General features: G+C 54.3%; 25 protein-coding genes and 2 pseudogenes. 4 read left to right on the top strand and 23 right to left on the bottom strand.

Translation table 11 applies throughout. The features are described 5' to 3' along the window. Positions 1 to 43: 43 nt before the first annotated feature. Positions 44 to 2,308 (bottom strand): ribonucleoside-triphosphate reductase, adenosylcobalamin-dependent, encoded by a 2,265-nt coding sequence (gene nrdJ / locus HGBM_RS01675; protein ID WP_019119372.1) that lies wholly within the window; start codon positions 2,306 to 2,308, stop codon positions 44 to 46. A 311-nt stretch (positions 2,309 to 2,619) separates the two neighbouring features. On the opposite strand from nrdJ, the gene HGBM_RS01670 reads away from it, so the two are divergent. Both HGBM_RS01670 and HGBM_RS01665 read left to right on the top strand, forming a co-directional pair. Next, complete coding sequence (locus HGBM_RS01670; protein WP_019119371.1) at positions 2,620 to 3,513, top strand: EamA family transporter; 894 nt, start codon at positions 2,620 to 2,622, stop codon at positions 3,511 to 3,513. 135 nt (positions 3,514 to 3,648) lie between these two features. Further along, on the top strand, positions 3,649 to 4,155 hold the full coding sequence (locus tag HGBM_RS01665) for a hypothetical protein (protein WP_019119370.1): 507 nt from the start codon (positions 3,649 to 3,651) through the stop codon (positions 4,153 to 4,155). A gap of 289 nt (positions 4,156 to 4,444) precedes the next feature. On the opposite strand, the gene HGBM_RS01655 is transcribed toward HGBM_RS01665, so the two are convergent. The 10 genes and pseudogenes from HGBM_RS01655 to HGBM_RS01610 all read right to left on the bottom strand — a co-directional run bounded on the left by HGBM_RS01655 (position 4,445) and on the right by HGBM_RS01610 (position 11,293). Then, complete coding sequence (locus HGBM_RS01655; RefSeq protein WP_019119368.1) at positions 4,445 to 5,032, bottom strand: hypothetical protein; 588 nt, start codon at positions 5,030 to 5,032, stop codon at positions 4,445 to 4,447. A 153-nt stretch (positions 5,033 to 5,185) separates the two neighbouring features. Beyond that, positions 5,186 to 5,371: pseudogene (locus tag HGBM_RS31435) on the bottom strand (peptide ABC transporter ATP-binding protein); the annotation flags it as partial. A gap of 151 nt (positions 5,372 to 5,522) precedes the next feature. Next, positions 5,523 to 5,783, bottom strand: coding sequence for a CDGSH iron-sulfur domain-containing protein (locus tag HGBM_RS01645; RefSeq protein WP_019119366.1), 261 nt, complete (start codon positions 5,781 to 5,783; stop codon positions 5,523 to 5,525). A gap of 152 nt (positions 5,784 to 5,935) precedes the next feature. Continuing rightward, positions 5,936 to 6,463 carry an ACT domain-containing protein gene (locus HGBM_RS01640; RefSeq protein WP_026074130.1) on the bottom strand — a complete coding sequence of 176 codons (528 nt, stop codon included), beginning with the start codon at positions 6,461 to 6,463 and terminating at the stop codon, positions 5,936 to 5,938. A gap of 98 nt (positions 6,464 to 6,561) precedes the next feature. Next, on the bottom strand, positions 6,562 to 6,900 hold the full coding sequence (locus tag HGBM_RS01635) for a hypothetical protein (RefSeq protein ID WP_019119364.1): 339 nt from the start codon (positions 6,898 to 6,900) through the stop codon (positions 6,562 to 6,564). Positions 6,901 to 6,997: 97 nt separating this feature from the next. Then, entirely contained in the window at positions 6,998 to 7,213 is a 216-nt protein-coding gene (gene tlp / locus HGBM_RS01630; RefSeq protein ID WP_019119363.1) for a small acid-soluble spore protein Tlp, read from the bottom strand. A gap of 81 nt (positions 7,214 to 7,294) precedes the next feature. Continuing rightward, the gene (gene mnmA / locus HGBM_RS01625; protein ID WP_019119362.1) at positions 7,295 to 8,395 is read right to left on the bottom strand and encodes a tRNA 2-thiouridine(34) synthase MnmA; all 1,101 of its coding nucleotides are present in this window, start codon (positions 8,393 to 8,395) and stop codon (positions 7,295 to 7,297) included. A gap of 42 nt (positions 8,396 to 8,437) precedes the next feature. Next, positions 8,438 to 10,057 (bottom strand): ABC-F family ATP-binding cassette domain-containing protein, encoded by a 1,620-nt coding sequence (locus HGBM_RS01620; RefSeq protein WP_019119361.1) that lies wholly within the window; start codon positions 10,055 to 10,057, stop codon positions 8,438 to 8,440. A gap of 133 nt (positions 10,058 to 10,190) precedes the next feature. After that, the gene (locus tag HGBM_RS01615) at positions 10,191 to 10,649 is read right to left on the bottom strand and encodes a hypothetical protein (protein ID WP_019119360.1); all 459 of its coding nucleotides are present in this window, start codon (positions 10,647 to 10,649) and stop codon (positions 10,191 to 10,193) included. A 68-nt stretch (positions 10,650 to 10,717) separates the two neighbouring features. After that, positions 10,718 to 11,293, bottom strand: coding sequence for a TetR/AcrR family transcriptional regulator (locus HGBM_RS01610; RefSeq protein WP_425358555.1), 576 nt, complete (start codon positions 11,291 to 11,293; stop codon positions 10,718 to 10,720). A 264-nt stretch (positions 11,294 to 11,557) separates the two neighbouring features. Between HGBM_RS01610 and HGBM_RS30140 the strand changes: the two genes are divergently transcribed. Beyond that, a complete protein-coding gene (locus HGBM_RS30140) occupies positions 11,558 to 11,809 on the top strand; it encodes a hypothetical protein (protein WP_019119358.1) in 252 nt (83 codons plus the stop codon). A 333-nt stretch (positions 11,810 to 12,142) separates the two neighbouring features. On the opposite strand, the gene HGBM_RS01600 is transcribed toward HGBM_RS30140, so the two are convergent. Genes HGBM_RS01600 through HGBM_RS01585 form a run of 4 tightly spaced genes read right to left on the bottom strand, consistent with a single transcriptional unit; the run spans position 12,143 to position 14,723 of the window. Next, entirely contained in the window at positions 12,143 to 12,481 is a 339-nt protein-coding gene (locus tag HGBM_RS01600; RefSeq protein WP_019119357.1) for a histidine triad nucleotide-binding protein, read from the bottom strand. A 36-nt stretch (positions 12,482 to 12,517) separates the two neighbouring features. Next, positions 12,518 to 13,192: a DinB/UmuC family translesion DNA polymerase gene (locus tag HGBM_RS26220; protein ID WP_315969936.1), complete on the bottom strand. Its 675-nt coding sequence runs from the start codon at positions 13,190 to 13,192 to the stop codon at positions 12,518 to 12,520. Between the two features lie 44 nt (positions 13,193 to 13,236). Beyond that, the gene (locus tag HGBM_RS26215; RefSeq protein WP_019119355.1) at positions 13,237 to 14,031 is read right to left on the bottom strand and encodes an alpha/beta hydrolase; all 795 of its coding nucleotides are present in this window, start codon (positions 14,029 to 14,031) and stop codon (positions 13,237 to 13,239) included. A 20-nt stretch (positions 14,032 to 14,051) separates the two neighbouring features. After that, positions 14,052 to 14,723, bottom strand: coding sequence for a hypothetical protein (locus tag HGBM_RS01585; protein WP_019119354.1), 672 nt, complete (start codon positions 14,721 to 14,723; stop codon positions 14,052 to 14,054). 171 nt (positions 14,724 to 14,894) lie between these two features. On the opposite strand from HGBM_RS01585, the gene HGBM_RS01580 reads away from it, so the two are divergent. Next, the gene (locus HGBM_RS01580; RefSeq protein WP_026074128.1) at positions 14,895 to 15,467 is read left to right on the top strand and encodes a thioredoxin family protein; all 573 of its coding nucleotides are present in this window, start codon (positions 14,895 to 14,897) and stop codon (positions 15,465 to 15,467) included. An 87-nt stretch (positions 15,468 to 15,554) separates the two neighbouring features. On the opposite strand, the gene HGBM_RS01575 is transcribed toward HGBM_RS01580, so the two are convergent. The 8 genes and pseudogenes from HGBM_RS01575 to HGBM_RS26205 form a co-directional block, all read right to left on the bottom strand. After that, on the bottom strand, positions 15,555 to 16,508 hold the full coding sequence (locus HGBM_RS01575) for an aminopeptidase (RefSeq protein ID WP_026074127.1): 954 nt from the start codon (positions 16,506 to 16,508) through the stop codon (positions 15,555 to 15,557). 19 nt (positions 16,509 to 16,527) lie between these two features. Beyond that, positions 16,528 to 18,177 (bottom strand): OPT/YSL family transporter, encoded by a 1,650-nt coding sequence (locus tag HGBM_RS01570; RefSeq protein ID WP_019119351.1) that lies wholly within the window; start codon positions 18,175 to 18,177, stop codon positions 16,528 to 16,530. A gap of 40 nt (positions 18,178 to 18,217) precedes the next feature. Next, positions 18,218 to 18,358, bottom strand: a pseudogene (locus HGBM_RS32360) (AroM family protein); the annotation flags it as partial. Positions 18,359 to 18,473: 115 nt separating this feature from the next. Then, a complete protein-coding gene (locus tag HGBM_RS30640; protein ID WP_019119350.1) occupies positions 18,474 to 18,722 on the bottom strand; it encodes an AroM family protein in 249 nt (82 codons plus the stop codon). Continuing rightward, positions 18,719 to 19,390: an aspartate/glutamate racemase family protein gene (locus HGBM_RS26210; RefSeq protein WP_019119349.1), complete on the bottom strand. Its 672-nt coding sequence runs from the start codon at positions 19,388 to 19,390 to the stop codon at positions 18,719 to 18,721. The genes HGBM_RS30640 and HGBM_RS26210 overlap by 4 nt, the downstream gene beginning before the upstream one ends. Positions 19,391 to 19,525: 135 nt before the next feature. Next, entirely contained in the window at positions 19,526 to 21,076 is a 1,551-nt protein-coding gene (locus tag HGBM_RS01555) for a PucR family transcriptional regulator (RefSeq protein WP_019119348.1), read from the bottom strand. Positions 21,077 to 21,215: 139 nt separating this feature from the next. Beyond that, positions 21,216 to 22,154: a DUF1177 domain-containing protein gene (locus HGBM_RS01550; RefSeq protein WP_019119347.1), complete on the bottom strand. Its 939-nt coding sequence runs from the start codon at positions 22,152 to 22,154 to the stop codon at positions 21,216 to 21,218. Further along, positions 22,145 to 23,254, bottom strand: a complete 1,110-nt coding sequence (locus tag HGBM_RS26205; protein WP_019119346.1) for an S-methyl thiohydantoin desulfurase family protein — start codon at positions 23,252 to 23,254, stop codon at positions 22,145 to 22,147. Before HGBM_RS26205 ends, HGBM_RS01550 begins: the two co-directional genes overlap by 10 nt. Between the last annotated feature and the right edge of the window lie 124 nt (positions 23,255 to 23,378).

The raw sequence follows: 23,378 nt of genomic DNA, 5'->3' as shown, positions 1-23,378 counted from the left end.
TCCGTGTCTTTCCATCATGCTGCTGAGAGGGAGGCCATCCTGATCAGCGGATCGGGCAAGCCCCTGCTTCACAGGCCTCAGCCAATTCCAGATCGGACTCCCCGCCCTTTTCATACTTCTCCAGGATAGCCGGATCAAACGGCTTCATCGACGCTTTCAACGCTTCGTACTCTTCCTTGCTGCAAGCCTCGTACGGCGCCAGCTGGTAAGTGCCGCCGTCCAGCTGCAGGAAGGAAACGCCGACGAAGTTGTCCCAACCGTCCCAGACGATCTGTTCCACTTCTCCCCATTCCTCGGGGCGAACAGTAATGGTATTGGACGAGTTGTGCTCCGTATAATGCGACTGGAAACGGAAGTAGGTCTCAAACTGGCGGGCAGCGCTCACTTCGTTTTTCGTTTCCTTCGCACCGCTGGCTACCGGGAAATCAATGACCAGCGTCCGGGCATTGGCCATCCGCTCTTCATGGGTATCGCCCGGCGTTCCCACTTCCGGGTGAACGGTCCAGCCGAGATCTTGCACGGCTTTTGCGAGCGGGTCGGCGCTGTTGATGCGGATCCGGCGAATGTAGTACGGCGAGTGGGACCAGTGCAAGCCGCTGGACACCCCGCCTGCCACCTGTGACAGCGTCCCTTCCGGCTTTACCGTCGTCACCAGAAGCGGCGAGGTCACCCGCATTTTGTGGGCGTATTTATCCGCCTCTTCCCGCGCCGCGCGGCCGAGCAGGCTGAGCAGTTCGCGCTCCTGTTCTTCGTCGTAGCCGACTGCCGCCAGCGCGTCTTTCACGCCGGTAAGCGACGTGCCCAGGAGCCTGTCCCGCTGCTGGACTTCGTTCCAGTGGGGAATCTCCAGCGTCACCAGCGTCATCCGCAGGCCGGCCCGCGCCGATCTGCGCTGGGCATCAAGCAGCCCTTCCAAATCCAGGTACTTCGTGCCATCCGCACGTTCTTTGACAAATTGCACCAGATTGACGGTCGTCAGGTTGCAGACGCCGTAGGAATCCAGCAAGATTTCCGCACACGGATTCAATCCTTCGGCATTGGGGCGTCTCCGGTTCGCCTCTTCCAGGTTGATGAATCCCGGTTCGCCCTCGAGCTGCATGATCGTGAAGACCAGGTTGAGAAACTCGCGGGACGGCTTTGAGGTAAATGCCATCGAATTGTTCGACATCCGGCGGTGATCCAGGCCCCAGCGCCCGTCCCCCACCTTCGTAATCGTGTCAAACCAGGCGGGCTTGCGGCTGCCCAGCAGTTCGCCAACGCGGCGGTGGTGAGCCAGCTGCTCTTCGGTCCAGATGCCGTTGATGCCGTACTTGGCAAACATGCACTCGTAATCTTCCGGGTCGAACAGGAAGATCTCTGCCGTGCGCCGTACGCCGCCGACGACGACGTTGGCTCCGACCAGGTTGCCGATATCCAGGATGTGGATCGGGCGAACGCGGCCATACCCGCGATCGTCGATTTGAATCGGTTCCAGATACGGATCGACCTGGTTTTTCAACACGCGGTCGATGCCTTCAAACATCTCCCGCAGCGGCTCATGGCCGCTGGCCGTGCCGCCGAAAGTCAGCAGCCGCTCGCCCTTCGGCCGGACGCTGTTGTAGTTGATCTTCACTGTATGAATTTGCTCGTACTTGGGATCTGTCAAGATCCGCAGGTAGATCCGCAGCGCCTCTACCCAGCCTTCCTTGCTGTCGCCAACGTAGATTTTCGCATAGCCGTTGTCCAAAATGGTAAGCTGCGAATTTTCCAGGCGCTGGGAGCGCGGCAGCGGCCTGTAGCTGGAGGACAGCAGCGTCGTATTGGTCCGAATCGGCGCCAGGTTGGCTGCCATCTCCCGGGTGCACTTGAAGCCTACGCCGGTCCCTACCAGCAAGAGGTAGAAGAGATCGCCCAAATCATCCCACGAGCGGATGTTGAGGAAGGAGCAGTTGAAGTTGGCGAGCGGATACTTGTCCGCTACCCCGTTTTCCGCTCCGCCTACCCAAAGCGTCCGGCCGGAGAGGAATTGACGCAGGTGAAACATGTTGTCGAACAGCTTTTCCGCTTCCTCGCGAAACTCGTCTACGTTCGGGGTGTACCCGATCTTTTTCACATGCCGGTACGCCAGACGGACGTTGTACTCCACAGAGCGGCGGCAGGTCTCCTTCCACGTTTCGCGGCGGTTCTTGTCCGGCAGGAAGCGTGAGTAGGTCCGATAAAAGACAAACTGCCCAAGCGGGTTCATCTCCGCTGGAAAATCAGGATATGTAGAAATAAATTCATCAGTCAGCAGTTGCACATCGTCAACTGGAACAACAGGGATACTCATACGATGATTCGCTCCTTTTCTAAACGATCGGTTCGCACGCAAACAAGTTGCTAGAAGGTTAATGATATCGTAATATGAAAGTCTGGGTAAACAAACCGCTTCTCGGCTGCCCTCACAAAGATGATAGTTTTAAGATACCACAAAATCAATATATAGTTAAGAAATAAATTTTTCGACAAAAACAACACAATATATTGACAGGACGTTCTTCCTATTTTTTCTGTCTTGCTTTACTTGCCTGGGGAAATAGGGTAAAGTATAAGACTTGATTTGACACCGTTCCCTACATTTTTCTTAGTTGAGGCGAAACTATGCGATACTTCTTTCTCGTACTTCTCGGAGCTTGCTCCTACGGTATCCTCTCCACCTTTATTAAATTCGCTTACGGCGAAGGTTTTACAGTAGATGAAGTAAACGGCTGCCAGGTCTTCCTGGGGTCACTCTTCATCTGGATTCCGACGCTGCTGTTCAAGCGGGAGCGCGTACCGTTGAAACAAGTGCTGGTGCTGCTCATGGCAGGGATACCGACGGGGCTGACCGGCTTGTTCTACTATACGTCTCTTCAGTACACGCCTGCTTCGCTTTCGATCGTCCTGTTGTTTCAGTTCACGTGGATCGGGATCCTGCTCGACTCTCTGCTCCGCCGTTCGTGGCCGTCCAAGGACAAGCTGTTTTCGCTGGCCCTTTTGCTCGCCGGAACGGCAATGGCTGGGGGTGTCGGAGGAGAGGGTCTCGGATTAAAGCAGCTGACGACAGCAGGTTTGGTGTTTGGACTTCTGTCGGCGATGACGTACGCGCTGTTTATTCTCGGCAGCGGCAGGGCGGCGCTTTGCGTAAATCCGCTGATGCGCAGCTCGATCATAAGTACGGGCTCCATGCTGACCGTCTTTGTGATCTATCCGCCGAAGTTTTTCACAGACGGCACGTTGTTTGACGGGCTGCTTGTCTGGGGATTTTTACTGGCTTTCTTTGGCGTGTTGATACCGATCCTGTTCTTCAGCATCGGCATCCCGAAAATCGGCGCTGCGATGGGTTCCATCCTCGGGGCCGTCGAACTGCCGATGGCCGTCTTCATGTCCTCCGTCGTCTTGGGTGAGACGGTCACACCTGTCCAGTGGACGGGAGTCGCTGTCATTCTGGTCGGGATCGCACTGCCGGAAGTCAGCCGAAAACGCTTGGCACAAAGAGCGGCTAACGCAAAATAAGCACCCCTCCGGGGGTTTTTCTTTTTGCCCTCCGCCCTGGCAGCGCAAGCATCATCTGGCTCAAAATGGACATACTCCATAAAAGCAAGATGTTTTCCACTGCCGACTAGCGGCATACCTAAGGAGGAAAATCAGATGGACCAATCTTACCTGTACTCATCTCATCAGCCAGGTTACAGCGGACAGCAGGGGCAGTCTCCATACACGCAGCAAGGGTTCGGACAGGGCTACCAGACTGCCCATCAAGGCTACGTCTCGCAGGCGGCGCTGGCCTACCGCGGACACGCCCCCCATCCAGACGAGTATTTCGCGCAGCATCAGCAAACAGCCCCTACAGCCGGGTATGCGTCATATGCCAACCCTGCCGCCGGCCACGCCCGGCAGATGCACGCGTCCCCTGTCCCCGCCCTTACGGAGCAATATCCCTACGGGCCCAAACAGACGGCATACGCAAACAACGTCTCCCCGGTTGCCCTGGTCTACCAGGGACAGGTCTCTGCGGAGGCGATGAATTCGCTGTATCAGTTTCATAATCCATTTACCACCCAACCGGGCTATCCAAACAGAAATCTTGCCTCGCACGCCGCCCACGCCACGGAAAACCAGGCGGCGCTGCAGTTTCACGCCAGGCCCTATCAGTGAGACGACAAAAAAGGGAAGGACACTTTGCCGGCTGATCACAGCATTGTGGCCTTCTCCCTTTTGCTGCTTTTAGGTTACATAACATTTGTTATGTTAAATGAACTTTGCCTGACAGGGAAAGTCACCCTGTCTTACATCACCGGCGGCTTAAATCCGCCGGCCGTTCCTCTTGGAAGAGCAGGGAGGATCAATCTGGATGAGACTTTAGGTTACATAATATTCATTATGTAACCTAACCTGCTTGGCAATCGCGACCGGTCTGCAACTCCCCTTTCTCCGATTCGGTCTTTCACAGCCTGTTGCTCTGCGGAGACGGAGACTGAAAGATCAATCCTCCGTCCCGGCCGTATGCGGCAATCCAACCGTACTGGTCACCTTCGCTGCTGTCATCAATCGCGACATACCACAGCGTGACCCCTTTCTGATTCACCAGTTTCGCCTCATGCGTCTTTTGTCCAAGCGTCAGAACCACTTTCTCGATATTGGTGTCAAATATTTGACCCAAATGTACCGTTGCATATGTATTTTCCACCTGGGCCTGGTATTTGTTCGTGATCCAGGTAGATGCCCCGTACGTGATGGGCACGGCATCTGCAACTCCAAAACCGGAATTGCCTTGGTAATGCCACCCCTCGTCGTCACGGGAAAAATGAAGCAGTGTAAGGTACTGTTTTGAACCTTCTTGCGAATGGGCGAAGGAAAAGGCGTACCGATCCCGCTCAAATGTATCGATAATATTCGCTACTCCGCTCTCCTGCACAGCCTCCTGCAGCGATTTCGGCTGGTGATTTTCCGCGGGTCCGGCACCGGGTTCTTTCCCTTGGCATCCGGTGACAAGTGTAATAAAAAGGAAAAATATGAAAAAGAGATACTTCACTGGCAGAAACTCCTTTCGTTCATCTATTCGTCTAACATGAAAGAATACCCTTGGGGGCACCTGGCTGATATGAAAAAAGTAGTAAAATTTGTACAGCGAGAAAAATAGACGACTTTTCCCCGTTGCAGAAAAATCGTCTTTTCCATTGGCTTCCTACAACACCTTGGAGAGGAACGTTTTGGTCCGCTCGTTCTGCGGATTTTTGAATATCTGTTCAGGCTGCCCCTCCTCTACGATGTACCCGCCGTCCATAAAAATGACGCGGTCGGCTACTTCGCGGGCAAAGCCCATCTCGTGGGTTACAATCACCATCGTCATGCCTTCCGCCGCCAGATCCTTCACGGACGGACCGATTACACAGATCACTTCCTGCTGGGCGACAGTGACGCTGATATCCTTCAAAACCTCGAGATTGCCAAAAGACTTCTTTAGATTTTTTACTTGGATCACGGGTTTGCCAACGTCCCTTTCCGCCTTTTCTTGCGCGCCTCTACTCTTTGCCTGTCGGCTTGCCGGCAAGCATTTCGTGCGCGCCGTCGCAGTAGGGCAGTTGTTTTGACTGGCCGCAGCCGCACAGCGCCACTTGCTTCGGCTTGTCCACTTTGGTTATATACGGCCGGCGCTTTACTTGTTTTCCATTATGGGAACCGTCGCAGTACGGCGGTTCTTCCGACAGGCCGCAGCAGCAATACGTTTTGACGCCGGGCAGCTCACAGTAGAGATAGGGCCGTTTCTTGTCGTACATAGCCATGATGCTGTTCCCCTTTCCTTGATCGTCTCATGCCGATCGAAACCAAATGGTCATGACCGTTTTGTTGACCGCAAGCGGTCACATCTATGTTTTATGAAAAACGTCGAGACGTTTTTCACAGAAAAAGCCATCCCGATCGGATAGCTTACTCTTTACCGCAGAGAAATCACTTTGGTCACGTTCGGCAGTTGATCGATTTTCGCAATAACATCAGGTGGGATCGCTTCGTCTGTCAGGGAGACCAATAACGCGTTTTTCCCTTTCTGCTCACGCGATACGTTCAGTTTGGAGATGTTGATCATGTACTCGGCAAGAATCCGGGATACGTCGCGGACGACTCCGGGATAATCGATGTGGTACACCAGCACCCCATTGGCGTCCGGGGTGATCCGGCACGAGTATTCACCGATTTCACTGATGAACGTTTCCCGGTAATCTTTTGCAAATGTATATTTACGATTGCCGATCCGAAGCACGGCGATATGACTCGCGTACTCGCCCGAACTGGCCTCCACTTTTACGTCCGGTCGGGGAGTCACATCGGCGAGCCCATCGAGCAGCAGCCGGGTAATCTCTTGACGCTGCTCGGCGGCAAGAATCGTCAGCACAGCTCCATCCAAAGCAGGCTCAAAACGGTGAATCAATCCAGCCAAGGAGCGCAGCCCCGCATAATCCGTCATAGCCAGCACTCGCACCTCCTGTGTCCATTGGCATACCCTCACCGGGCAGGTAACGCTTCATTTATTATACGATGAACTTCCCTGCCCGTTCCAGCAAATCATTCGTCAAACTTCCACTGTTCCTGTTCTCTGATGATCGAGGAGTCGTTGATCGAGCAGTACCAGGCAGTGTGTCTCCGGCCGGCTTTTTCGTAGTCGATTTTAAAAATGGTGTTGCCCTTCCCTGCAGTCGGAAACGGACTCTCATCCGGCGGCATCACTTCGATCTTGGTCACTGTCCCGCCGCGTGCTTCAATCTCTTGGTGAATGAGCGCCACTTGCTCCTTCGCGCTGTTTTTCATCCCAAAGTAGGCGACAAGACCAAAAATGATCGCAAGACCGAGAAAAGTCAAAATGATCAGCTTTGATTTTTTCGTTTCGTCCAAGGTTCTCACCATCCTATGCCGTTACTCCTGAAATGACAAAAATGAACGACTCCATTCTACCACAGTGCAACAAAAAAAGCAGAGAAGTCTCCTTCCCTGCCTCTTCTTTTTATTGGTTCGCTTCGTCTCTGATCTCCTCGCGAAAGCCTTCGATGCTCTCTTCCCGGCGCTGATTTTTCGCCTGGATGTCGGCTCGGTCCTCCTGGGACATCTCTTCCCCGTGAGCCTTCAGATCATCACGCGCTTCACGCATGTTTTCCATCGTATTTTGGACCATTTCCTGCAGTTTTTCCACGTTGTCGGATCGATCATCCGGTTTTGCCATATCCTCTTCACTCCTGTCATTTCAAATTCCTTGCTACCCTTACATTTTGTGCATGGCGAGGAATTTTTATGTGAAAGAGGCTTATTCGCTTTTCTCTACCTGATCGATCGTTCCTCCGCCCAGGCAGACCTCCCCGTCGTAAAAGACGACTGCTTGCCCTGGTGTGACAGCTTTTTGCGGCTGATCGAACAGCACTTCCACGCGATCGCCGTCCAAGGGACGCACCGTAACCCCTTGATCAGGCTGACGGTAGCGGAACTTGGCCGTGCAGTGAAACTCCGCTTGCGGGGCATTGCCGCTGATCCAGTTGACACCCGTCGCGATCAGGCTGGTGGAGAATAAGCGGGGGTGCGTGGCTCCTTGGGCGACGATCAGTTCGTTCTTCTCCAGATCCTTGTCGACGACAAACCAGGGTTCCCCGCTGCCGATTCCGCCGATGCCGAGCCCCTGCCGCTGGCCCAGGGTGTAGTACATCAAGCCGTCGTGGCGGCCGATCTCCTGTCCGTCCACCGTTTTGATCACGCCGGGTTGGGCCGGCAGATAGTGCTGCAAAAACTCGCGGAAATTGCGCTCCCCGATGAAGCAGATTCCCGTGCTGTCTTTCTTTTTCGCCGTAGCAAGACCTGCCCGCTCCGCGATTTCCCGCACCTGCTGCTTGGTCAGATGGCCGATCGGAAACATCGTCTTGGAGAGCTGATCCTGATTCAAGGCGTTGAGAAAATAGGTTTGGTCCTTGTTTTGGTCGACGCCGCGCAGCAGCTTGTATACCCCGCCCTCGTACTCCACGCGGGCGTAATGGCCGGTCGCGATGTAGTCGCCTCCCAGCTTCTGCACTTTGGACAAGAGCTCGCCGAACTTGATTTCCCGGTTGCACATGACGTCGGGATTCGGCGTGCGGCCCCGGCGGTACTCATCGAGAAAGTAAGTAAACACCTTGTCCATGTACTCTTTCTCAAAGTTGACCGTATAGTACGGGATGCCGATTTGGTCGCATACCCGCCTTACATCTTGAAAGTCTTCCTCGGCTGTACAGTGGCCAAACTCGTCTGTGTCATCCCAGTTTTTCATGAAAATCCCGACTACATCATATCCCTGCTCTTTTAAGAGCAAAGCCGTCACAGACGAGTCTACACCACCTGACATCCCGACGATAACGCGCGTTTCTGCTGGTGATTTCTTCATGTGTCTTTCCCTCTTTCACGAAACGTCTGGCGCCAGTTTATCTTATACGGCACTGTACATCAACTGGCGCTGCTTTTGCACCTCTTCGTTCGCCAAATAATCGTCATAGCTCATTTCCTTATCGATAAGGCCCGCCGGAGTGATTTCAATAATCCGGGTGGCCACGGTCTGGATCAATTGATGGTCGTGGGAGACGAACAAGAGCGTGCCGGTAAATTCGGCCAGCCCGTTGTTCAGGGCCGTAATCGACTCCAGATCCAGGTGGTTGGTCGGTTCGTCCAGCAGCAGCACGTTGGCTCCCGAGAGCATCATCTTCGCCATCATGCAGCGCACCTTTTCTCCTCCGGACAAGACATTGGCACTCTTCAGGGCTTCTTCGCCGGAGAACAGCATCCGCCCCAAAAACCCGCGCACAAACGTCTCATCCTGCTCTTTGGAGTACTGCCGCAGCCAATCCACCAGCGACAGGTCGGTATCGAAATAGGCAGAGTTGTCCTTGGGAAAGTACGCCTGCGAGGTGGTGACCCCCCAGCTGAACTCTCCGCTGTCTGCGGCCAGTTCGTTCATGATGATCTTGAACAAAGTGGTCTTGGCCAACCCATTCGGTCCGACGAAGGCGATCTTATCCCCTTTGTTGACCGTAAAACTGATATTGTCGAGAACCTTTTCGCCGTCGATCGTCTTGCTGAGCTGTTCGATCGTCAAGATCTGCTTGCCCGCTTCCCGGTCCGGTTTGAAATGGATGTACGGATAGCGGCGGGAAGACGGCTTGATGTCTTCGAGCGTCAGTTTTTCCAACTGCTTCTTCCGCGAGGTGGCCTGCCTGGACTTGGAGGCGTTGGCGCTAAAGCGCTGGATAAAATGCTCCAGCTCCTTTATTTTCTCCTCTTTTTTCTTATTTGAATCTTTGGCAAGCTGCAGCGCCAGTTGGCTGGACTCGTACCAGAAGTCGTAGTTGCCGACGTAGAGCTGAATTTTGCCAAAGTCGATGTCTGCGATATGGGTACATACCTGGTTGAGAAAGTGACGGTCGTGGGAGACGACAATCACCGTGCCCGCAAAATTGTAGAGAAAGTTCTCCAGCCAGTTGATCGATTCGATATCCAGATGGTTCGTCGGTTCGTCCAACTGCAGGATCCCCGGCCGTCCGAACAGGGCCTGAGCCAGCAGTACGCGCACTTTTTCGTTTCCGCTGAGGTCTTTCATCTGCTTATCGTGAAGCTGTGTCGGAATCCCAAGCCCGATCAAGAGCTCCGCGGCTTCCGCTTCCGCCTGCCAGCCGTTCAGCTCTTCAAACTCGCCCTCCAGCTCGGATGCCCTGATGCCGTCCGCTTCGGAAAAATCAGGCTTGGCATAAAGCGCATCCTTTTCCTGCATGATCTGGTACAGTCTGCTGTGCCCCATGATGACGGTTGTCAAAACCGGGTACTCGTCGTATTCGAAGTGGTTCTGTTTGAGCACCGCCAAGCGTTCACCCGGCGTGATGAACACTTCCCCTTTGGTCGGTTCGATTTCGCCGGAGAGTATTTTCAGAAAGGTGGATTTCCCCGCTCCATTGGCCCCGATAAGCCCGTAACAATTGCCGGGCGTAAACTTGATCGTAACATCCTCAAACAGCACCCGTTTCCCGTACTGCAGGGAAACTCCACTTGTACTAATCATTTGTGTACCTTCCTTTTACCCATATTTCTGCCTTAAATGATTATTATAACAGATTCTCTTCCGACGAGAAATGGGGATTCCAGACGGTGTTTTGGTTCAAAATGATAGCGGGGCAATGGCATATTGTCTCCTTTTACTTAGGTAACACAACCGCAATGACAGCGAGAAACAGAATGATTTTAGATAATCGTTCAACCTGCCGATGCCCGGCATTCTGCTCTGCACTTCCTGCTGCAGCTAAAGGTTTTTCTTGCAGACGAACGCTTAACTGACGATCAATCTGGAATTTTCTTAAGAAAGCAAGGACAATGATGCCTAGAATACCCATATGCCATAGGGGATTCCCCAATCCTGCGAAGTACCGGATCAAGTCTAGAAGCAGTAATAAGAGGCTTGAAAAGAATGCATAACGATTGTATCGATTCCACGCCTTTATCGAGATACCTTCTACCGTTGAAACAAGTTCCCGATTGCCACCACCAGATAGTACCTGAAGCAAAAAAGGACGAACACAAGCTGCCATGATCACTCCTCCACCAATGATAAGACCGATGAAAAGAGTTTCGAGAAAATGGAACAGCATCTCTATCATATAAGCTCCTCCTGTCATTTTGATTAGGTTGGTCATCCAACCAAATGCAATCAAAAGATACCCTGTGATTATCGGGCATCCTGTAAAGACAACGCCCATTTTTCTAGAACAGCATATGCTTTATCAAGATCAAGTTCTGGATGCAATAACTTTTGCAGGGCCAATCCATCAAAACAGGCAAGCAGAATGGCGGCCATGACATCCAGATCTTCGGGTTCCGGGAAAATCGAGGACAAGATACCAGCTATGCCGTTACGTCCATTTTCTAAAATACGATTGACTCCTTCAGTCATACTGGAGTTTCGAAGACCGATAGCAAACAGTTCGTAACGCAGCTTGTACCATTCCGGATGTTTCACTACACGATCCCTTGTTTCACGAATAGCGACATGAGAGAGACGCCCAACGGGTACAGTTTGTTTTAAGGTTTGCATGTCGCGCGTGTACTGATTTGAAGCTTCAAGCAACAACTCCGACAAAATCTCTTCTTTATTTCGAAAGTAATAATGGACAAGTCCAGGTGTTATCCCGGCTTCTCTGGCAATGTCCTTGATGGACGCCTTCTCATACCCTTTCTCGGCCAACACTTTGGAGGCTGCCTCAATAATGATTTGTTTCTTATTCTGATTCCTCAAAAGGATCACCTCTAAATTTGGTTGGTCAACCAATCAAAAATAACTTATCAAATCGTCAAGTGTAATTCAAGTATTTTATACAAAAAAGTGCGAAAGGTCCCGCGTTGCTGCAAACAGGATGAAAAACAATCGTCATATCTGGAACTTGAACGTATGAACCATTATGATATAGGGAGATCCCGTGATTTTATCAACTGATCGAAAGCGAAAAGAGGAGACTTTCCTCTTATAGCCCGAGAGTCGTTCCCGATTTTCCCATGGAGATGATGAGCTTTGTCCTCTCTGGACCTATTGGAGCGAAAGCTGCTGAAAATCTTTGCCGAGGCGCAAAAACTCAACATGAAGCATCGGCAGTATCAAAAAAGGCGATATCCTCAATTAGTCGACCGCGAGATGACCGATGAGGAAAAGCGCGAGATGCTGGCCCTGTTCATTCGGCGCATCGAGACCCTGCCGGCGGAAAAACAGCAGGAGGTCTTGGAGCTTCTCCGCCTTTACGACATCCATATGAAAAGCAACGACTGAAGTCGTCCAAAGCTGTTGCCGGTTCCTGCTTCGCAGACATTCTTGCTCAGAGGAATAAAGTCCGAGAAGAAAGAAAAAAATGGGGCGAGCGCGGGCCTTGGCAGCGCCCACCCAGTCGGAACGGAAAAAACGGCACACGCTTGTCGACCAAATTCTACGTTGAGATGCTTTCCGTAATTTTTGGTCGACGTGCCGTTTTTTGGAGTGCAGACGGACAGCACAGCTTCCCTGTAGACGTGCCACGAACGGAGCGAGCCCATTTTTTCTTTTCCACCACAATGTTCCCAAACGTAAAAAAGGACGCGGGGTGCTTTCCCCGCGTTTCCCGTTTGCCTACATATTCCAGTTCAACTGGCGGCCGCCAATCAGGTGGTAGTGCAGGTGGAAGACCGTCTGCTGCCCGTGCGGCCCGATGTTGGTCACGACCCTGAAGCCGTCCTCGTCTACGCCGAGCTCCTTGGCTACCTTTTGCAGGACGAGGTGCAGATGCCCGACCAGTTCCTTGTCCTCCGGCTGGATGGCCATCAGAGAAGGGATATGCTTTTTGGGGATGGCCAGCACGTGCTCTGGCGCGATTGGCTGAATGTCGCGGAAGACGATCACCTGGTCGTCTTCGTATACGATGTTCGCCGGCAGTTCTTTGTTGCTGATTTTGCAAAAAATACAATCCATCGTCAATCTCTCCCTTCGAATGGTCACTGCTCACAATCACAATTTGTCTATTTTTGCGCTTTCCCAGGAAAAGCTGAGCTGCTCATAGCGCGGTTGGCTGCCCTCGTCCTGGGTCGGCGGGGCAAAATCGGAAAACCCCACCCCCACCAGCCGCACGCCTGCCGAGTAGTCGAAAGCGTCGACCAGCTCTTCCAGCAGCCTGTGCCAATTCACGTCACCGCTCGTCTTGCGCCGCTTGCTGCGCTGGGTGAAATCGGAGTACTTGATTTTCAGGATCATCGTCTTGGGCCGGACCCCTTCCGCTTCCACATCCTCCAGCACCTTCGCGAGCAGGCTGCGGGCCGCCGCCAGCACTCTCTCCCGCGTGTAGATGTCGACGGACAGCGTCGTTTCCCTGCTGACCGATTTGACCGGCCGGTTCATCACGATATCCCGCGAATCTTCGCCGCGAGCCAAGCCGTAAAGCGTATGACCGTATTTCCCAAACAACCCGACGACCTCTTCCCGGGACAGGGCCCAAAAGTCCTCAACGGTGTAAATCCCGCGCGACGCCAACATCTCTTGCGACTTCTTGCCCACTCCGTGCAGGCTGCCAATTGGCAGCTCCCGCAGGATGTCCAGCGCCTGCTCCGGGCGGATGACTACGAAGGCGTCCGGCTTTTTTAAATCGCTGCCGATCTTGGCCAGCGACATGTTGTAGGAAAGTCCCATGCTGCAGGTCAGCCCGCAAAAATGCAAGCCTTCCAAGCCACTGCCTACACAGGCACATCGCCGCCGGAGCTGCCCGTCCGGCCCTGCAAAAATGAGACCGCAGACTGGATCATCTCCGACTCCCATACCGCGCTGTTAAAGGTGTGGTCCGCTCCTTCGATGAAGTGAACCTCGGCCCTTGGGCCGTATACGCGTTCCTTGTAGCGAAGAGATACCTCCGCCGGGACGGTCGTATCGCTGGTGCCGTGAATCAGCAGCACCTCGCCGGAAAACGGTTTGGACCGTTCAAAGATGTCAATCTGTTTCAGTTCCTCGGCAAACGCCCGCCCGACGAGGTTGCCGCCATAGTCCGCCACTTTCACCTCCGGATCGGCCAGATACTCTCCAGCCACATGCTGGACAATCTCATACATGTTTCCCGCGGGGGCCAGCAGCACCAGCTTCTCGATCTCGTCAGGACGGTCTCCAGCCAGTATACTGGCCACGGCTCCCCCCATGCTCAAGCCAATCAGGCTTGTGCGGGCGGGATCAAACCGGCGATGTCCTTTTACGTAGTCGAGAATGCTGTGCGCTTCGGCGATTTCCTTGGATAGCGTCATCTCTTCAAAGTGGCCGTCGCTCTCCCCGCTGCCCAGAAAATCAAAGCGGACGCTTGCGATGCCAACCGCTTCCAGTGCCCGCGATAGCTTTAAAAACATCCGGTGGGGTTCCAGCTTGGTACCGGTAAAGCCGTGAAACAGAATGACGGCGGGTAAGCGCTCTTGCGACGGGATATCGGGAATGTGTTCCATCCCCCGCAGCGTCATGCCCGCATGGGTCAGGGTAATCGCTGTCTGCATACATCTCCTCCTCTTTACGGTCAGATTGGCAGCAGAGGAATCGTCTCCTTCTCTTCCAGCTGCTTCACCATATCGTGCCAGGCCTGCGGCTTGTTGGGCAGAACGCTGTAGTACCGCTTGACGAACGAGGCGACCAACTCCGCATTCAGCTCGGACAGGTCAGTCGCGATCGGCAGAAAGCAAAGGTCGAGTCCGCTGACCGCCTCTCCGTCGTTGGTCCACGACGGGTGTACATACGGGAAGTCCAGCCGCTTGTATCCCAGATGCGACAAGACTTCACGCCGCACAAACGGATCCATCGGCTTTACGCCGCCAAAGGAAAGCTGCTCCACCCGGTACGGATCGTAAATCTCCGCAAACATGCCGTACAGCTTCTTGCCGCACGATTCTGCCCAAGCGTTGAGATCGGCTTTTCGCTGCTCAGCCAGGAAGCGTCCGACTCCCAGCCCTTCCCGGCCGATAATCGTAAAATCAGTCATGGCGACGTTAACATCCTCGTAGTAGCGGTATTCCGTGGCTCCGACCACCTCCCCCTGATGGACGGCGACACAAACGCGAATGCCATCATCGGCCAGCGGCCCTTCCCATAAGGCAAACTCCAGCACCTCTTCAGGCGGAAATACCGTTTGCATGAGCTGGTGCATTTTTGCAAAGAGCGGATCGTGAATATCTGTAATTCTGATGTACTGCATGTCGTGTTTCCCCTCTCGATCGATATCTTACGTGTTCTAGATTCAACGGCAGCCTCGGCAACTCCTGCCGCCCTTAGCAGGATTCCACAGCCTGGTGTCAAACTTACATTAAGTACAAGAAAAATGTGACTGCGAGCTGGATGGACAGAAAAAAAAGGAGGCTGGATGAAAATGGCGAAAAATCTCAAAGAAAAACTGGGCAGCGGCATTTCTCCCCGGGAATTTATGGACGGCATGACCAAAAACAAGGAAGCATTTCAAGAGTGGTACGACGCGTTTGAATGGAAGGATGAGGCCGACCGTCAGTTTTTCCGTTCCTGCCGCCGGGAGGGTGGATTGCACTGCCTGATCCTGGCTTCTGACTGGTGCGGCGACGTCGTTCGCAATGTCCCTGTCGTCTTCCAGGCACTGGCGGAGTCGGGCATGCCGGTAGAAGTCCTGATCATGGAAGAGAATCTGGACGTCATGGAGCAATTCCTGACGATGGGCGGACGGGCGATTCCGATCGTCATCTTCACTGACGCCAGCGGGAATGTCCTCGCCCAGTGGGGTCCCCGCCCGAAGCACGTGCAAGCGGTCATGGTCGCATTCAAGCAAGCCAACCCCGACCGCAACGCCGCGGATTACGAGGAAAACATCAAGGTGGCCCGCGCAGAAATGCTGCGTCAATACGGAGAGGGCAGCGGCTATCAGACAGTTATCGTCAAAGAGCTTCGCGACCTCCTCGCCCCGCTCGTAAGCTGAGCACCGCATCAAATGAAAAAAAGCCCTTCGACGGAAACGGTGACCTGTGTTTCGTCGAAGGGCTTTGCCATGCGGCCAGTGAACTTTCTACTCCTCTTCAATCAGCTTTCCTTCTTGCATAAACAGTTTCCCATCGAAGTAGACGGTCGGCTTCAGCATGACGCCGTCCAGGTGTACCCCCGCTTCCACTGTTCCGCCAAAAGTGGCATTGCTGCCAAAGGCGATGTGAATCGTCCCAAACGCTTTTTCATCTTCGAGAATAACGCCTGTCAGACGGGCTTTATGATTGGTGCCAACGCCGAATTCCGCGACGTTGCGAGCCTCAGCCGAGTCACCAAGCTTGCCCAGCCACTCGTCGGCGCGTTCGCCCGCAGCCTCCGTCAGCAAACCGTTTTTCACGGTCAGGGTAAGCGGACTGTTCAATAAGCCCAGCCCGACGATCGAACCGTCGATAATCAGCGTGCCTTCAGCCGTTCCCTCCAGCGGAGCGATGTACGCTTCGCCGGACGGGAGGTTGCCGCCCTCCCCGCTTTCCCGGTAAAGCCCTGTACTGGCAATCCCTTGACGGCCCTTCAAGCTGAACGTAAAGACAGCCCCGTCCTTTTCAATTCGCACCTGTTCGGCTGCGCTGAGGCGATCGGCCACCTTGCGTGACAGCGCGGCCACCTCTTCGAAGTCGGCGGTTATCGGCCCGTTCTGGAACATGTCCAGGGTAATTCCCGGCATGGTCGCAACCCGCGCTCCTTGTTTGCAGGCCTCTTTGCGGGCTGCTGTATGCGTGAGTGAGTGCTGGGTCGGGCAGATCACCACGTCGGCGCTTTTCATCGCCGCCGCTACTGCCCGCGGCGGTTCCTCGCCGCTTTTTGCCCGCTGCTTCATCGCGATGATCAATGCCTCGGCACCCAGCTCGATCCCTGCCTGGTAAAGAGCCTCGCAGATTTCCGGACGGGTGCCGTCAGAGACCACCAGCAGCGTTTCACCCGCTTTCAGATTTAAGCTTTGCGTCAACAGCCGCTTCGCTGTTTCAGACAAACTACTCATCCTATCCCCTCCGCTCTGCTTACTTCGTTACTTTATACAGGGAGTTTCCAAATCCGTACAGCGCATCACCGGCGATAAATCCGGCAGCCATGATGCTCATCGTGCTTTCTGCGCCCTTGCCGAACTTCTTCAGCACGAACAGGCGAATCAGGATCCCGACCAGCACTGCCCAGCCTGCGATCGGATTTGTAATCAAAAGACCTGTCGCAAACATGATTCCGATCTGACGGGATGGTCCGCCGATCAATTGAACGATTGCACCGGGGATCGCCCACAGCAGCAGGTTCATTCCGATGTGTCCTCCCGTCAACCCTGCTTCGATGGTTGCGACGAACACTTTGTCGACAGGCGGGAAGAGCCCGTTTGCAAAATAGCTTCCGTGAGCAATCGCTACCACGATGAAGGCTGCTGCAAAGCCCATCAGCGATGCCCAGTACTGCTGCTTGCGCCCCTCTAATTCGTAGGCGCGGTCATTACTTGAACGCAAAATCCAACCCGTTTTGAAGTCGTAGCCCATGTCGGCAAACGCCGGACCCGTCGATGCGGCGAACGCGACCAGAATGGCCAGCGGGATAGAAGGGAACCCGATGATCATGCCCAAAACCAGTGAAATGAGAGCTACGGCAAATGCAGGGAACCAGCCGGCATGCATCGCGGACAGTCCGACGATCAATTCGTGGGCAAATGCGACCAATGCGGCAAACAGCACCCAACCGATCAGCATGCCCGCGGACATGTGTGCATATAATCCGGTCAATACGGCAAGGACAATCGCGCAGATGATGTAGGCAATAAATCCGTATTTAATCGCCTTGGACACGTCCTTTGCGGTCCGGGTCTCCGGCAAATCGAACTGGGTGGAGCCTGTTTCAGCCTTCGTCTGGGCTCCTGCCGTCGCCGCCTCGGGAGAGGTGACAGGCTTGGCATCTTTTGGCTTTTTAACCAGCATCCAGATTACCTGAAGCAGGGCAACAAGTCCCGCTCCCACCATAAAGCCGTGCGGAATGTAGTACTGGTCGATGCTCGCGCCGAACAGACTGGTGTCATACCCTTTTACGAGCAGGCCGATCCCGAACATGGCCAGCGCCCAGATATTTCCGATAAAGGCGACGCCAAATGCCGACATGGAGACGCCGAAGTATGAACCGATAAGACCAATTCCAGTTCCGTAGAGCAGCAGCTTTCCGCGTTTGCCGCCCTTGTCGCCCGCGAGAATCGCTTCCCCGGTTGCCACTCCCGGCGGCCAGGCGTTGGAGGCTGGAAACAGTTGTGAGTCAAATACTCTGTACAAAATCGTTGCGTCGATAATCGTCGCGATCAATACGCCGATCAGCGTCGGAAACACCAAGCTGGAATCACCCATCAAATAGGGGATCCCGATCGGCAGGAGCAGCGCATTGGCCGCGCCAAAGGTAGCCCCAGAAATAGTCGTCTGAACCAGATTTTGCCTGTGAATTGAACGGAATTTTGAGAATCCCGCAAGTGGTACACGGGAGATCAGCATCGCGATAATGGCCCCGATAATAGCCGTATTGGGCGTAACCCCCAGGGTGACGATCAACTGCAGACCGATGATCGCTCCCAAAAGGCCTACCACGATGTTTACGACCATGCTTGAAGGCTCAAATAAGCGAGGATGTTTCTCCTGTTGTGTCGTGTATTCCTTCATCATATCTCCCCTTTTACTGCGGTACACTTTGCCGGTGAAGTCAGGCCAGTTCGGCGGCAAATCGCGCCAAAACGGAACGCGACAGGATCACTGGACACGGCAGCACCTCTTGTAAGATCTGTTTCATCTCGGCGGTATAGCCCATGCAGTCAAGCACTACAGCATCGACACCGTCAGTGGCGAATTTTGCCGCTTACTCCTTCAGCTTGGACAAGCTCTCATAAGGGGAGGCAGCGCGCAGGACCACCCGGGCAACGAAAGAAGCCCAGCGTTTTTCCTGCTGTGGGAACTGCCCTTCATCGGGCGTCAGCAACGCGTGGGATGACTGCTTCGTCGGAGATCGTCACCGAACTGCCGTCTGCCAACCGGGTAACCAGGACTTCCGTCTGTTCCGTCGGGGCCATGGCTGCAACCTGTTCGGCAGACAGCCCGTCCAGCGCCCCCTTCTCGACTATCTCTGCATCGCTGCCAAGCATCTCCAGCAGTTCAGGGACGATGTCTACGCGCGGCGACTGTCCGATCGTAACAGTTCCAATTCGCTTCAACGACCCTCTCCTCCCTTGGGGGACTGGGCGGAGGCACTCATCAAGGCGTAGGAGGCAAACCAGCCCTCTACCTCGACCGGGTCGATGACGGGGATACCCAGCTCTTGGCGAATCTCGCCCGCAAGTCCAATCGTGGCGTAACCGGTGCAAGCAAATGCCAATACCTTCGCACCCTGCTCTACCAATGACCGGGCCGCGGCCAGACTATTCTTCCTGCCTGCTTCCGTGAGCAGATCAGTCGTTTTGCTAACCCCTTCCGGTCTGCCGTAGGCGACGAGCTGGTCGCCAAGGAGTTCCTTCATTACGTTCGGCAGATCCGGGGTGATGCCCATCACTCCCACCGGCTGGCCGTAGCCTTTGGCGGCAAGCGCCGTGGTGCTGCCGGCCCCGACCACAGGAATCGAGACTTGCCGGCGAAGCTCCGCGATGCCGGGATCAGCTGCACAGCTTAAAACAAGGACTTTGCATCCCTGCTCCTCTAACTCCTTGCCCAGGGCAACAATTTTCGGTATCGCAATCCGTTCGGTTTCGTCGTTGTGAATGCCGAATGGCTGATCGGGAATGCATTTGTTCACCGTTGGAATCCCGTACAGCGACTCGATCACTTTTCCATGCTCCCTTAGGATTGTCTGATCCTCCGTGGTAAATACGCGAATGACTCCGATCATGCTCTCATCCCCCGCCTTATTGTGTGACTTTACTGAAATTAGGGTATTATCATTATACATTTGTGCCGAAAAAAATCGTATGGCCCACGTTCCAAAAGTAAAGCACCGTATTTGGGCAGCGAAACAAAAGGCGTGTCAGGAGAGAATTCCCAGCTTCCACGCCCGCAAGATCAGGTCGAGCCGAAGCCTCGTTTCCGGATCGCCAAGGTGAGCCCCGACGATGCTCTGGATCCGCTCGAGCCTGTAGTTGACAGAGTTGCGGTGAACGTACAATTCCTCTGCCACCTGCTTCGTATTGCCGCCGCGCCGAACGTAGCACTCGAGGGTTTTAAACAAATCTGTCCCGTTTTCCTGATCGTATTTGCGAACCGGCTTGAGCAGTCGTTCGTACATCGACGTCAAGGCGGGATGCTCACGCAAGCTGATCAGCATATCCTCGACGTAAATGTCGGAATAATGAATGATTTTCCGCTCCCGGCGCACGCGCCTGCCCGCCTCCAACGCCCGCCTTGACTGGTCAAAGCTGTCTTTGATTCTGGACAGCTTGTCTGTCATCCCGCCAACGCCGATGTACAGGTCAACATCAGGCAGGCGGCTGTGTATGCGCCGGTACAGTTCATCAGCCACTTCGAGCGATTCCCGCCATTGGCCGGCAGGGTCAAGCTGGTTGGTGGTACAGAAGACGGCGATATTCTCCCCCATCGCCATGGCGGCACTGATCCGCTTGGTTCGCCTGATCTCCTTTAAGATGTCGTCACGTGTATGCTCCCATTTCTCGACCGTGTCAACTCCGGCCTCCTGCCCTTCCGCTGCGTAGGTTTTTAGCGAGATGATGTACTGGTGGCGTCCACGTGAAAACTGAAGCTCCCGGGCCCGATAGCGCAGGATGTCTTCCATCCGCGTGGTCCCGGAGAGCAGCTCGATCAAGAAGTCCTCGCGGGCGTGTTCTTTCCGGTGCCGGGCCGATTCACGGATGGTAAATTCCAGTGCAAGCATCGTCAGTGCCTGATCAATGCACATCTTAAGAAACGGGTCTTCGTCGTCGAGGGGCTTTGTCATGTGCAGATATCCAAGTATCTTGCCGCCAATTTGGACAGGCTTGGTGACAGCCACCGCATCCGGCGAAAAAAGCGGCGTCGCGCTCTCGATTACGCCGTCGCTGTTCATGATGGCCGTCTCGCAGTCGAGCAGTTTCCCGATCATGCTCACCAGCTCAGACCCACGGCGGTTCAGCACGAGATCTGTAAACATGCTGCTGACGTCGTTGACTTTTCGCAGCAGCACCAACTGTTTATTCAGGATGTTTTCCATCACAGAGTGGGTGATGTCGATGTACGTCACTTCCGGAGGGATGTCGATAATCGGAATCTGGTACTCATTGCTTTTGGCGATCGCTTCGGCCGGGGTCTTTTGCAAGAAACGCTTGGACTTCAAGCCGACTGCCGACCCGCCCACCCGCTTCATCTCTTCCAGCAGACGGCTGAGGTGCAGCGGCTGATCCTGAAACGAGTACCCGGTCGTCAGCACGAATTCTTTTGGCCGCAGCCACCCCTCCATATCGGGTATTTCCATGATGTCGACGTAGTAGATCTCTTTTTGGATCCCTTCCTCGCCGCTCACCAATTTGGCGTCTTTCATCACGGGCAGCCGCAGCAGGTCTTCAACGGTAAAAGCCGATTTTTCCAATCTTGATCACCCCTTTTTGAACAACCCTATTATAAAGGAAAGCTTCTTTTGAAGCGTTTGCGATTCATGAAAAAAAGGGAAGATACGTTTCCTATATCTTCCCCAAGCTGAGTCGAAACATTGCTTATCGAATTCGTGTCTACGCGTCTTTGCCCAAGGTCTGCAGGTGGCTCATATCACCGTACAGCTTGACGATTCGGGCAAATTCTTCCTCGTTGTAGAACGAACATTTGCCTTCCCCGAAAGCTTTGGCCACTTCTATCGAGAATTTGACTGCCAGCGCGATATCCACCTCGTGGCTGGCTCCGGTAGCGCAGCCGGGAACAGCGGTCTGTGCCGTGATCGCGACGCCAACCACTGGTGCCGACGTAGCTACCGCCGGCTGCAGAATGCTGTTGATGTGGTAGAGACCGTTGCCGTACGGTGTGATATCCTGCATCGTCACCGCAAACGTATGGGCGAATTGACCGGTGCTCATCTCCATCAGGGAGACCAGGTCGTCGCTGATGCGCAGGATGTACCCCTGTTTTACGGTCGGCGAGATGGCGATTCCGCGATGGTTGAAGACGCGGTTCCCCTTTGTCGTGTCGATGGAGAGGATCGCTTCCATCTCCTCCGTCACTTCGTGTTGGTTCATCGCCAGGATGTCAACCGGAGAGTCCATGAATGCGACAGGCTCGTGCGGTCTGGTCGGCGCATTCGGACAAATGTGCGTTGTGATGATCACATCTCCGTCCAACACGTCGCCTTTGGACTGCATGTCCACCAGTTTGAGCGCCGTCGCTAGTGCGGCAACGGCACCGTCTGCATCAGATACCAGACCGATCCGCTCCGGACGTGCCCCGATGCCGCCGAGACGGCCGACTACGCCGAGCGTAGGAGCTTTTCCGCCGTACACTTTCCCCTTCTTGCCGGGAATTACGATCTTGATGAAATCGGTCGTTCCCTTTTCGCCTTCTACGGTCGTATAGGAGACGTTGCTTGCCCCCCGCTGCTCAAAGAACGCTTTTACCTTTTCACCTGATACCGTAGCGTCATCCAACAATTCGAATACTTCAATCGTCTGTTTTAACGACATCCTTGCTCGCTTCCTTTCGATGGAGATGGTAATGAAAACACGTAGGAAATGATTTCTTTGTTGACAATTTCTTCAACCGGCTTGAACAGCGCTTGATCGCGCATGCCGGCACCCAGCGCCAGTTTTTCTTTCGGCACCGAAATCACGGCGACGTCTTGTCCCTTGCTGATCTCTGCGGTAATGATCGGACGCCCGGTGGCAAGATCCAGGGTCATGATCAGATCGGGGAAGGTCCCGAGGCGCAGTCCGTTGTGTTCGAGCGTCATGTACTCGTTCCAGAAGGTCATTTCGTAGCTGCCCAGCTTGACAAAGCCGACGTCGAAACCGCCCTCTGTCTTCAGTTCGACCGCTTCGACGGTTCCTTCGGTGACGATCTGGCCGCCCAGATAATCGACGACTGCTTCTATCACGGCACGTCCTCCGTTCTGCTGTTGCGCCAGCATGCGGTGCCCCAGATTGATCGCTTGTTCGATGGCACCGACGGCGCAGTGCTTCTTCGCATAACCGACCGTGAACGGGTTGCGCGCGACGGCCACGAGCCCGCCTGCTTCCACCGACACCTTGCGCACCATGGATGCGCAGGTCGAAAGCGAGCCGCTGATGACCATTTCGACGAAGCGCTCTTGATATCCCCCGACTGCTGTCTGGACCGAGGTGTAGCCGGGCAGTCGATCGAGGCCGACTGATCCCATCACGCCAGTGGGATGCGCTCGTCCGTTGCAGGGGGCGTCGACGACGGGAATACCCAGGACTGCCGACTGAATCCAGCCGTTGACGGTAGTGCCCGCCCCGTTTTCATTTGTGATAATCCCGGCAATTTCTTTCCCGAGGTAGGTTTGCAATTGTTCTACTGCCTGAACGTAATGAACCGGCTTCACGTATTGGTCCTTTGCTGCCGGCGCGCCTACCAGTGCGACCGTGACCAACAAGTCATCGTCATTCAGTTCGTCCAGCGTGATCAGAGAGGGGGTACCCATTTCCACGGCCAGTTTGCCGATGGTTTCACCCTGGTCGATCCACCCGCCTCCACCGCCGCCGAGTACCGCACCTCCGATAACGGCAGCGTTTGCGTCTTCTTGCGTGAGCAGACGTCTTGCCATGAGAACATCTCCCTTCTGTGTACAAAAACCTACCCTTACCATACCCAGAAATGAAGCAAATAGGCTATGGCTCATGAACCAAAAAAACAAAGACGGAATTGTGCAACGAAACAGATGAAAAGAA

The organism is Brevibacillus massiliensis (genome assembly GCF_000311785.1).
Taxonomy (GTDB): domain Bacteria; phylum Bacillota; class Bacilli; order Brevibacillales; family Brevibacillaceae; genus Brevibacillus_C; species Brevibacillus_C massiliensis.
Note: the sequence above shows the minus strand (reverse complement) of the source record. Positions and strands in the feature narration are given on the sequence as shown.

Bases quoted from the DNA above. Each gene is read 5' to 3' on its own strand.
- nrdJ (WP_019119372.1), bottom strand. From the start codon at position 2,308: ATGAGTATCCCTGTTGTTCCAGTTGACGATGTGCAACTGCTGACTGAT.
- HGBM_RS01670 (WP_019119371.1), top strand. From the start codon at position 2,620: ATGCGATACTTCTTTCTCGTACTTCTCGGAGCTTGCTCCTACGGTATC.
- HGBM_RS01665 (WP_019119370.1), top strand. From the start codon at position 3,649: ATGGACCAATCTTACCTGTACTCATCTCATCAGCCAGGTTACAGCGGA.
- HGBM_RS01645 (WP_019119366.1), bottom strand. From the start codon at position 5,783: ATGGCTATGTACGACAAGAAACGGCCCTATCTCTACTGTGAGCTGCCC.
- HGBM_RS01640 (WP_026074130.1), bottom strand. From the start codon at position 6,463: ATGACGGATTATGCGGGGCTGCGCTCCTTGGCTGGATTGATTCACCGT.
- HGBM_RS01635 (WP_019119364.1), bottom strand. From the start codon at position 6,900: ATGGTGAGAACCTTGGACGAAACGAAAAAATCAAAGCTGATCATTTTG.
- tlp (WP_019119363.1), bottom strand. From the start codon at position 7,213: ATGGCAAAACCGGATGATCGATCCGACAACGTGGAAAAACTGCAGGAA.
- mnmA (WP_019119362.1), bottom strand. From the start codon at position 8,395: ATGAAGAAATCACCAGCAGAAACGCGCGTTATCGTCGGGATGTCAGGT.
- HGBM_RS01620 (WP_019119361.1), bottom strand. From the start codon at position 10,057: ATGATTAGTACAAGTGGAGTTTCCCTGCAGTACGGGAAACGGGTGCTG.
- HGBM_RS01615 (WP_019119360.1), bottom strand. From the start codon at position 10,649: ATGATAGAGATGCTGTTCCATTTTCTCGAAACTCTTTTCATCGGTCTT.
- HGBM_RS01600 (WP_019119357.1), bottom strand. From the start codon at position 12,481: ATGGATTGTATTTTTTGCAAAATCAGCAACAAAGAACTGCCGGCGAAC.
- HGBM_RS26220 (WP_315969936.1), bottom strand. From the start codon at position 13,192: ATGGGACTTTCCTACAACATGTCGCTGGCCAAGATCGGCAGCGATTTA.
- HGBM_RS26215 (WP_019119355.1), bottom strand. From the start codon at position 14,031: ATGCAGACAGCGATTACCCTGACCCATGCGGGCATGACGCTGCGGGGG.
- HGBM_RS01585 (WP_019119354.1), bottom strand. From the start codon at position 14,723: ATGCAGTACATCAGAATTACAGATATTCACGATCCGCTCTTTGCAAAA.
- HGBM_RS01580 (WP_026074128.1), top strand. From the start codon at position 14,895: ATGGCGAAAAATCTCAAAGAAAAACTGGGCAGCGGCATTTCTCCCCGG.
- HGBM_RS01575 (WP_026074127.1), bottom strand. From the start codon at position 16,508: ATGAGTAGTTTGTCTGAAACAGCGAAGCGGCTGTTGACGCAAAGCTTA.
- HGBM_RS01570 (WP_019119351.1), bottom strand. From the start codon at position 18,177: ATGAAGGAATACACGACACAACAGGAGAAACATCCTCGCTTATTTGAG.
- HGBM_RS26210 (WP_019119349.1), bottom strand. From the start codon at position 19,390: ATGATCGGAGTCATTCGCGTATTTACCACGGAGGATCAGACAATCCTA.
- HGBM_RS01550 (WP_019119347.1), bottom strand. From the start codon at position 22,154: ATGTCGTTAAAACAGACGATTGAAGTATTCGAATTGTTGGATGACGCT.
- HGBM_RS26205 (WP_019119346.1), bottom strand. From the start codon at position 23,254: ATGGCAAGACGTCTGCTCACGCAAGAAGACGCAAACGCTGCCGTTATC.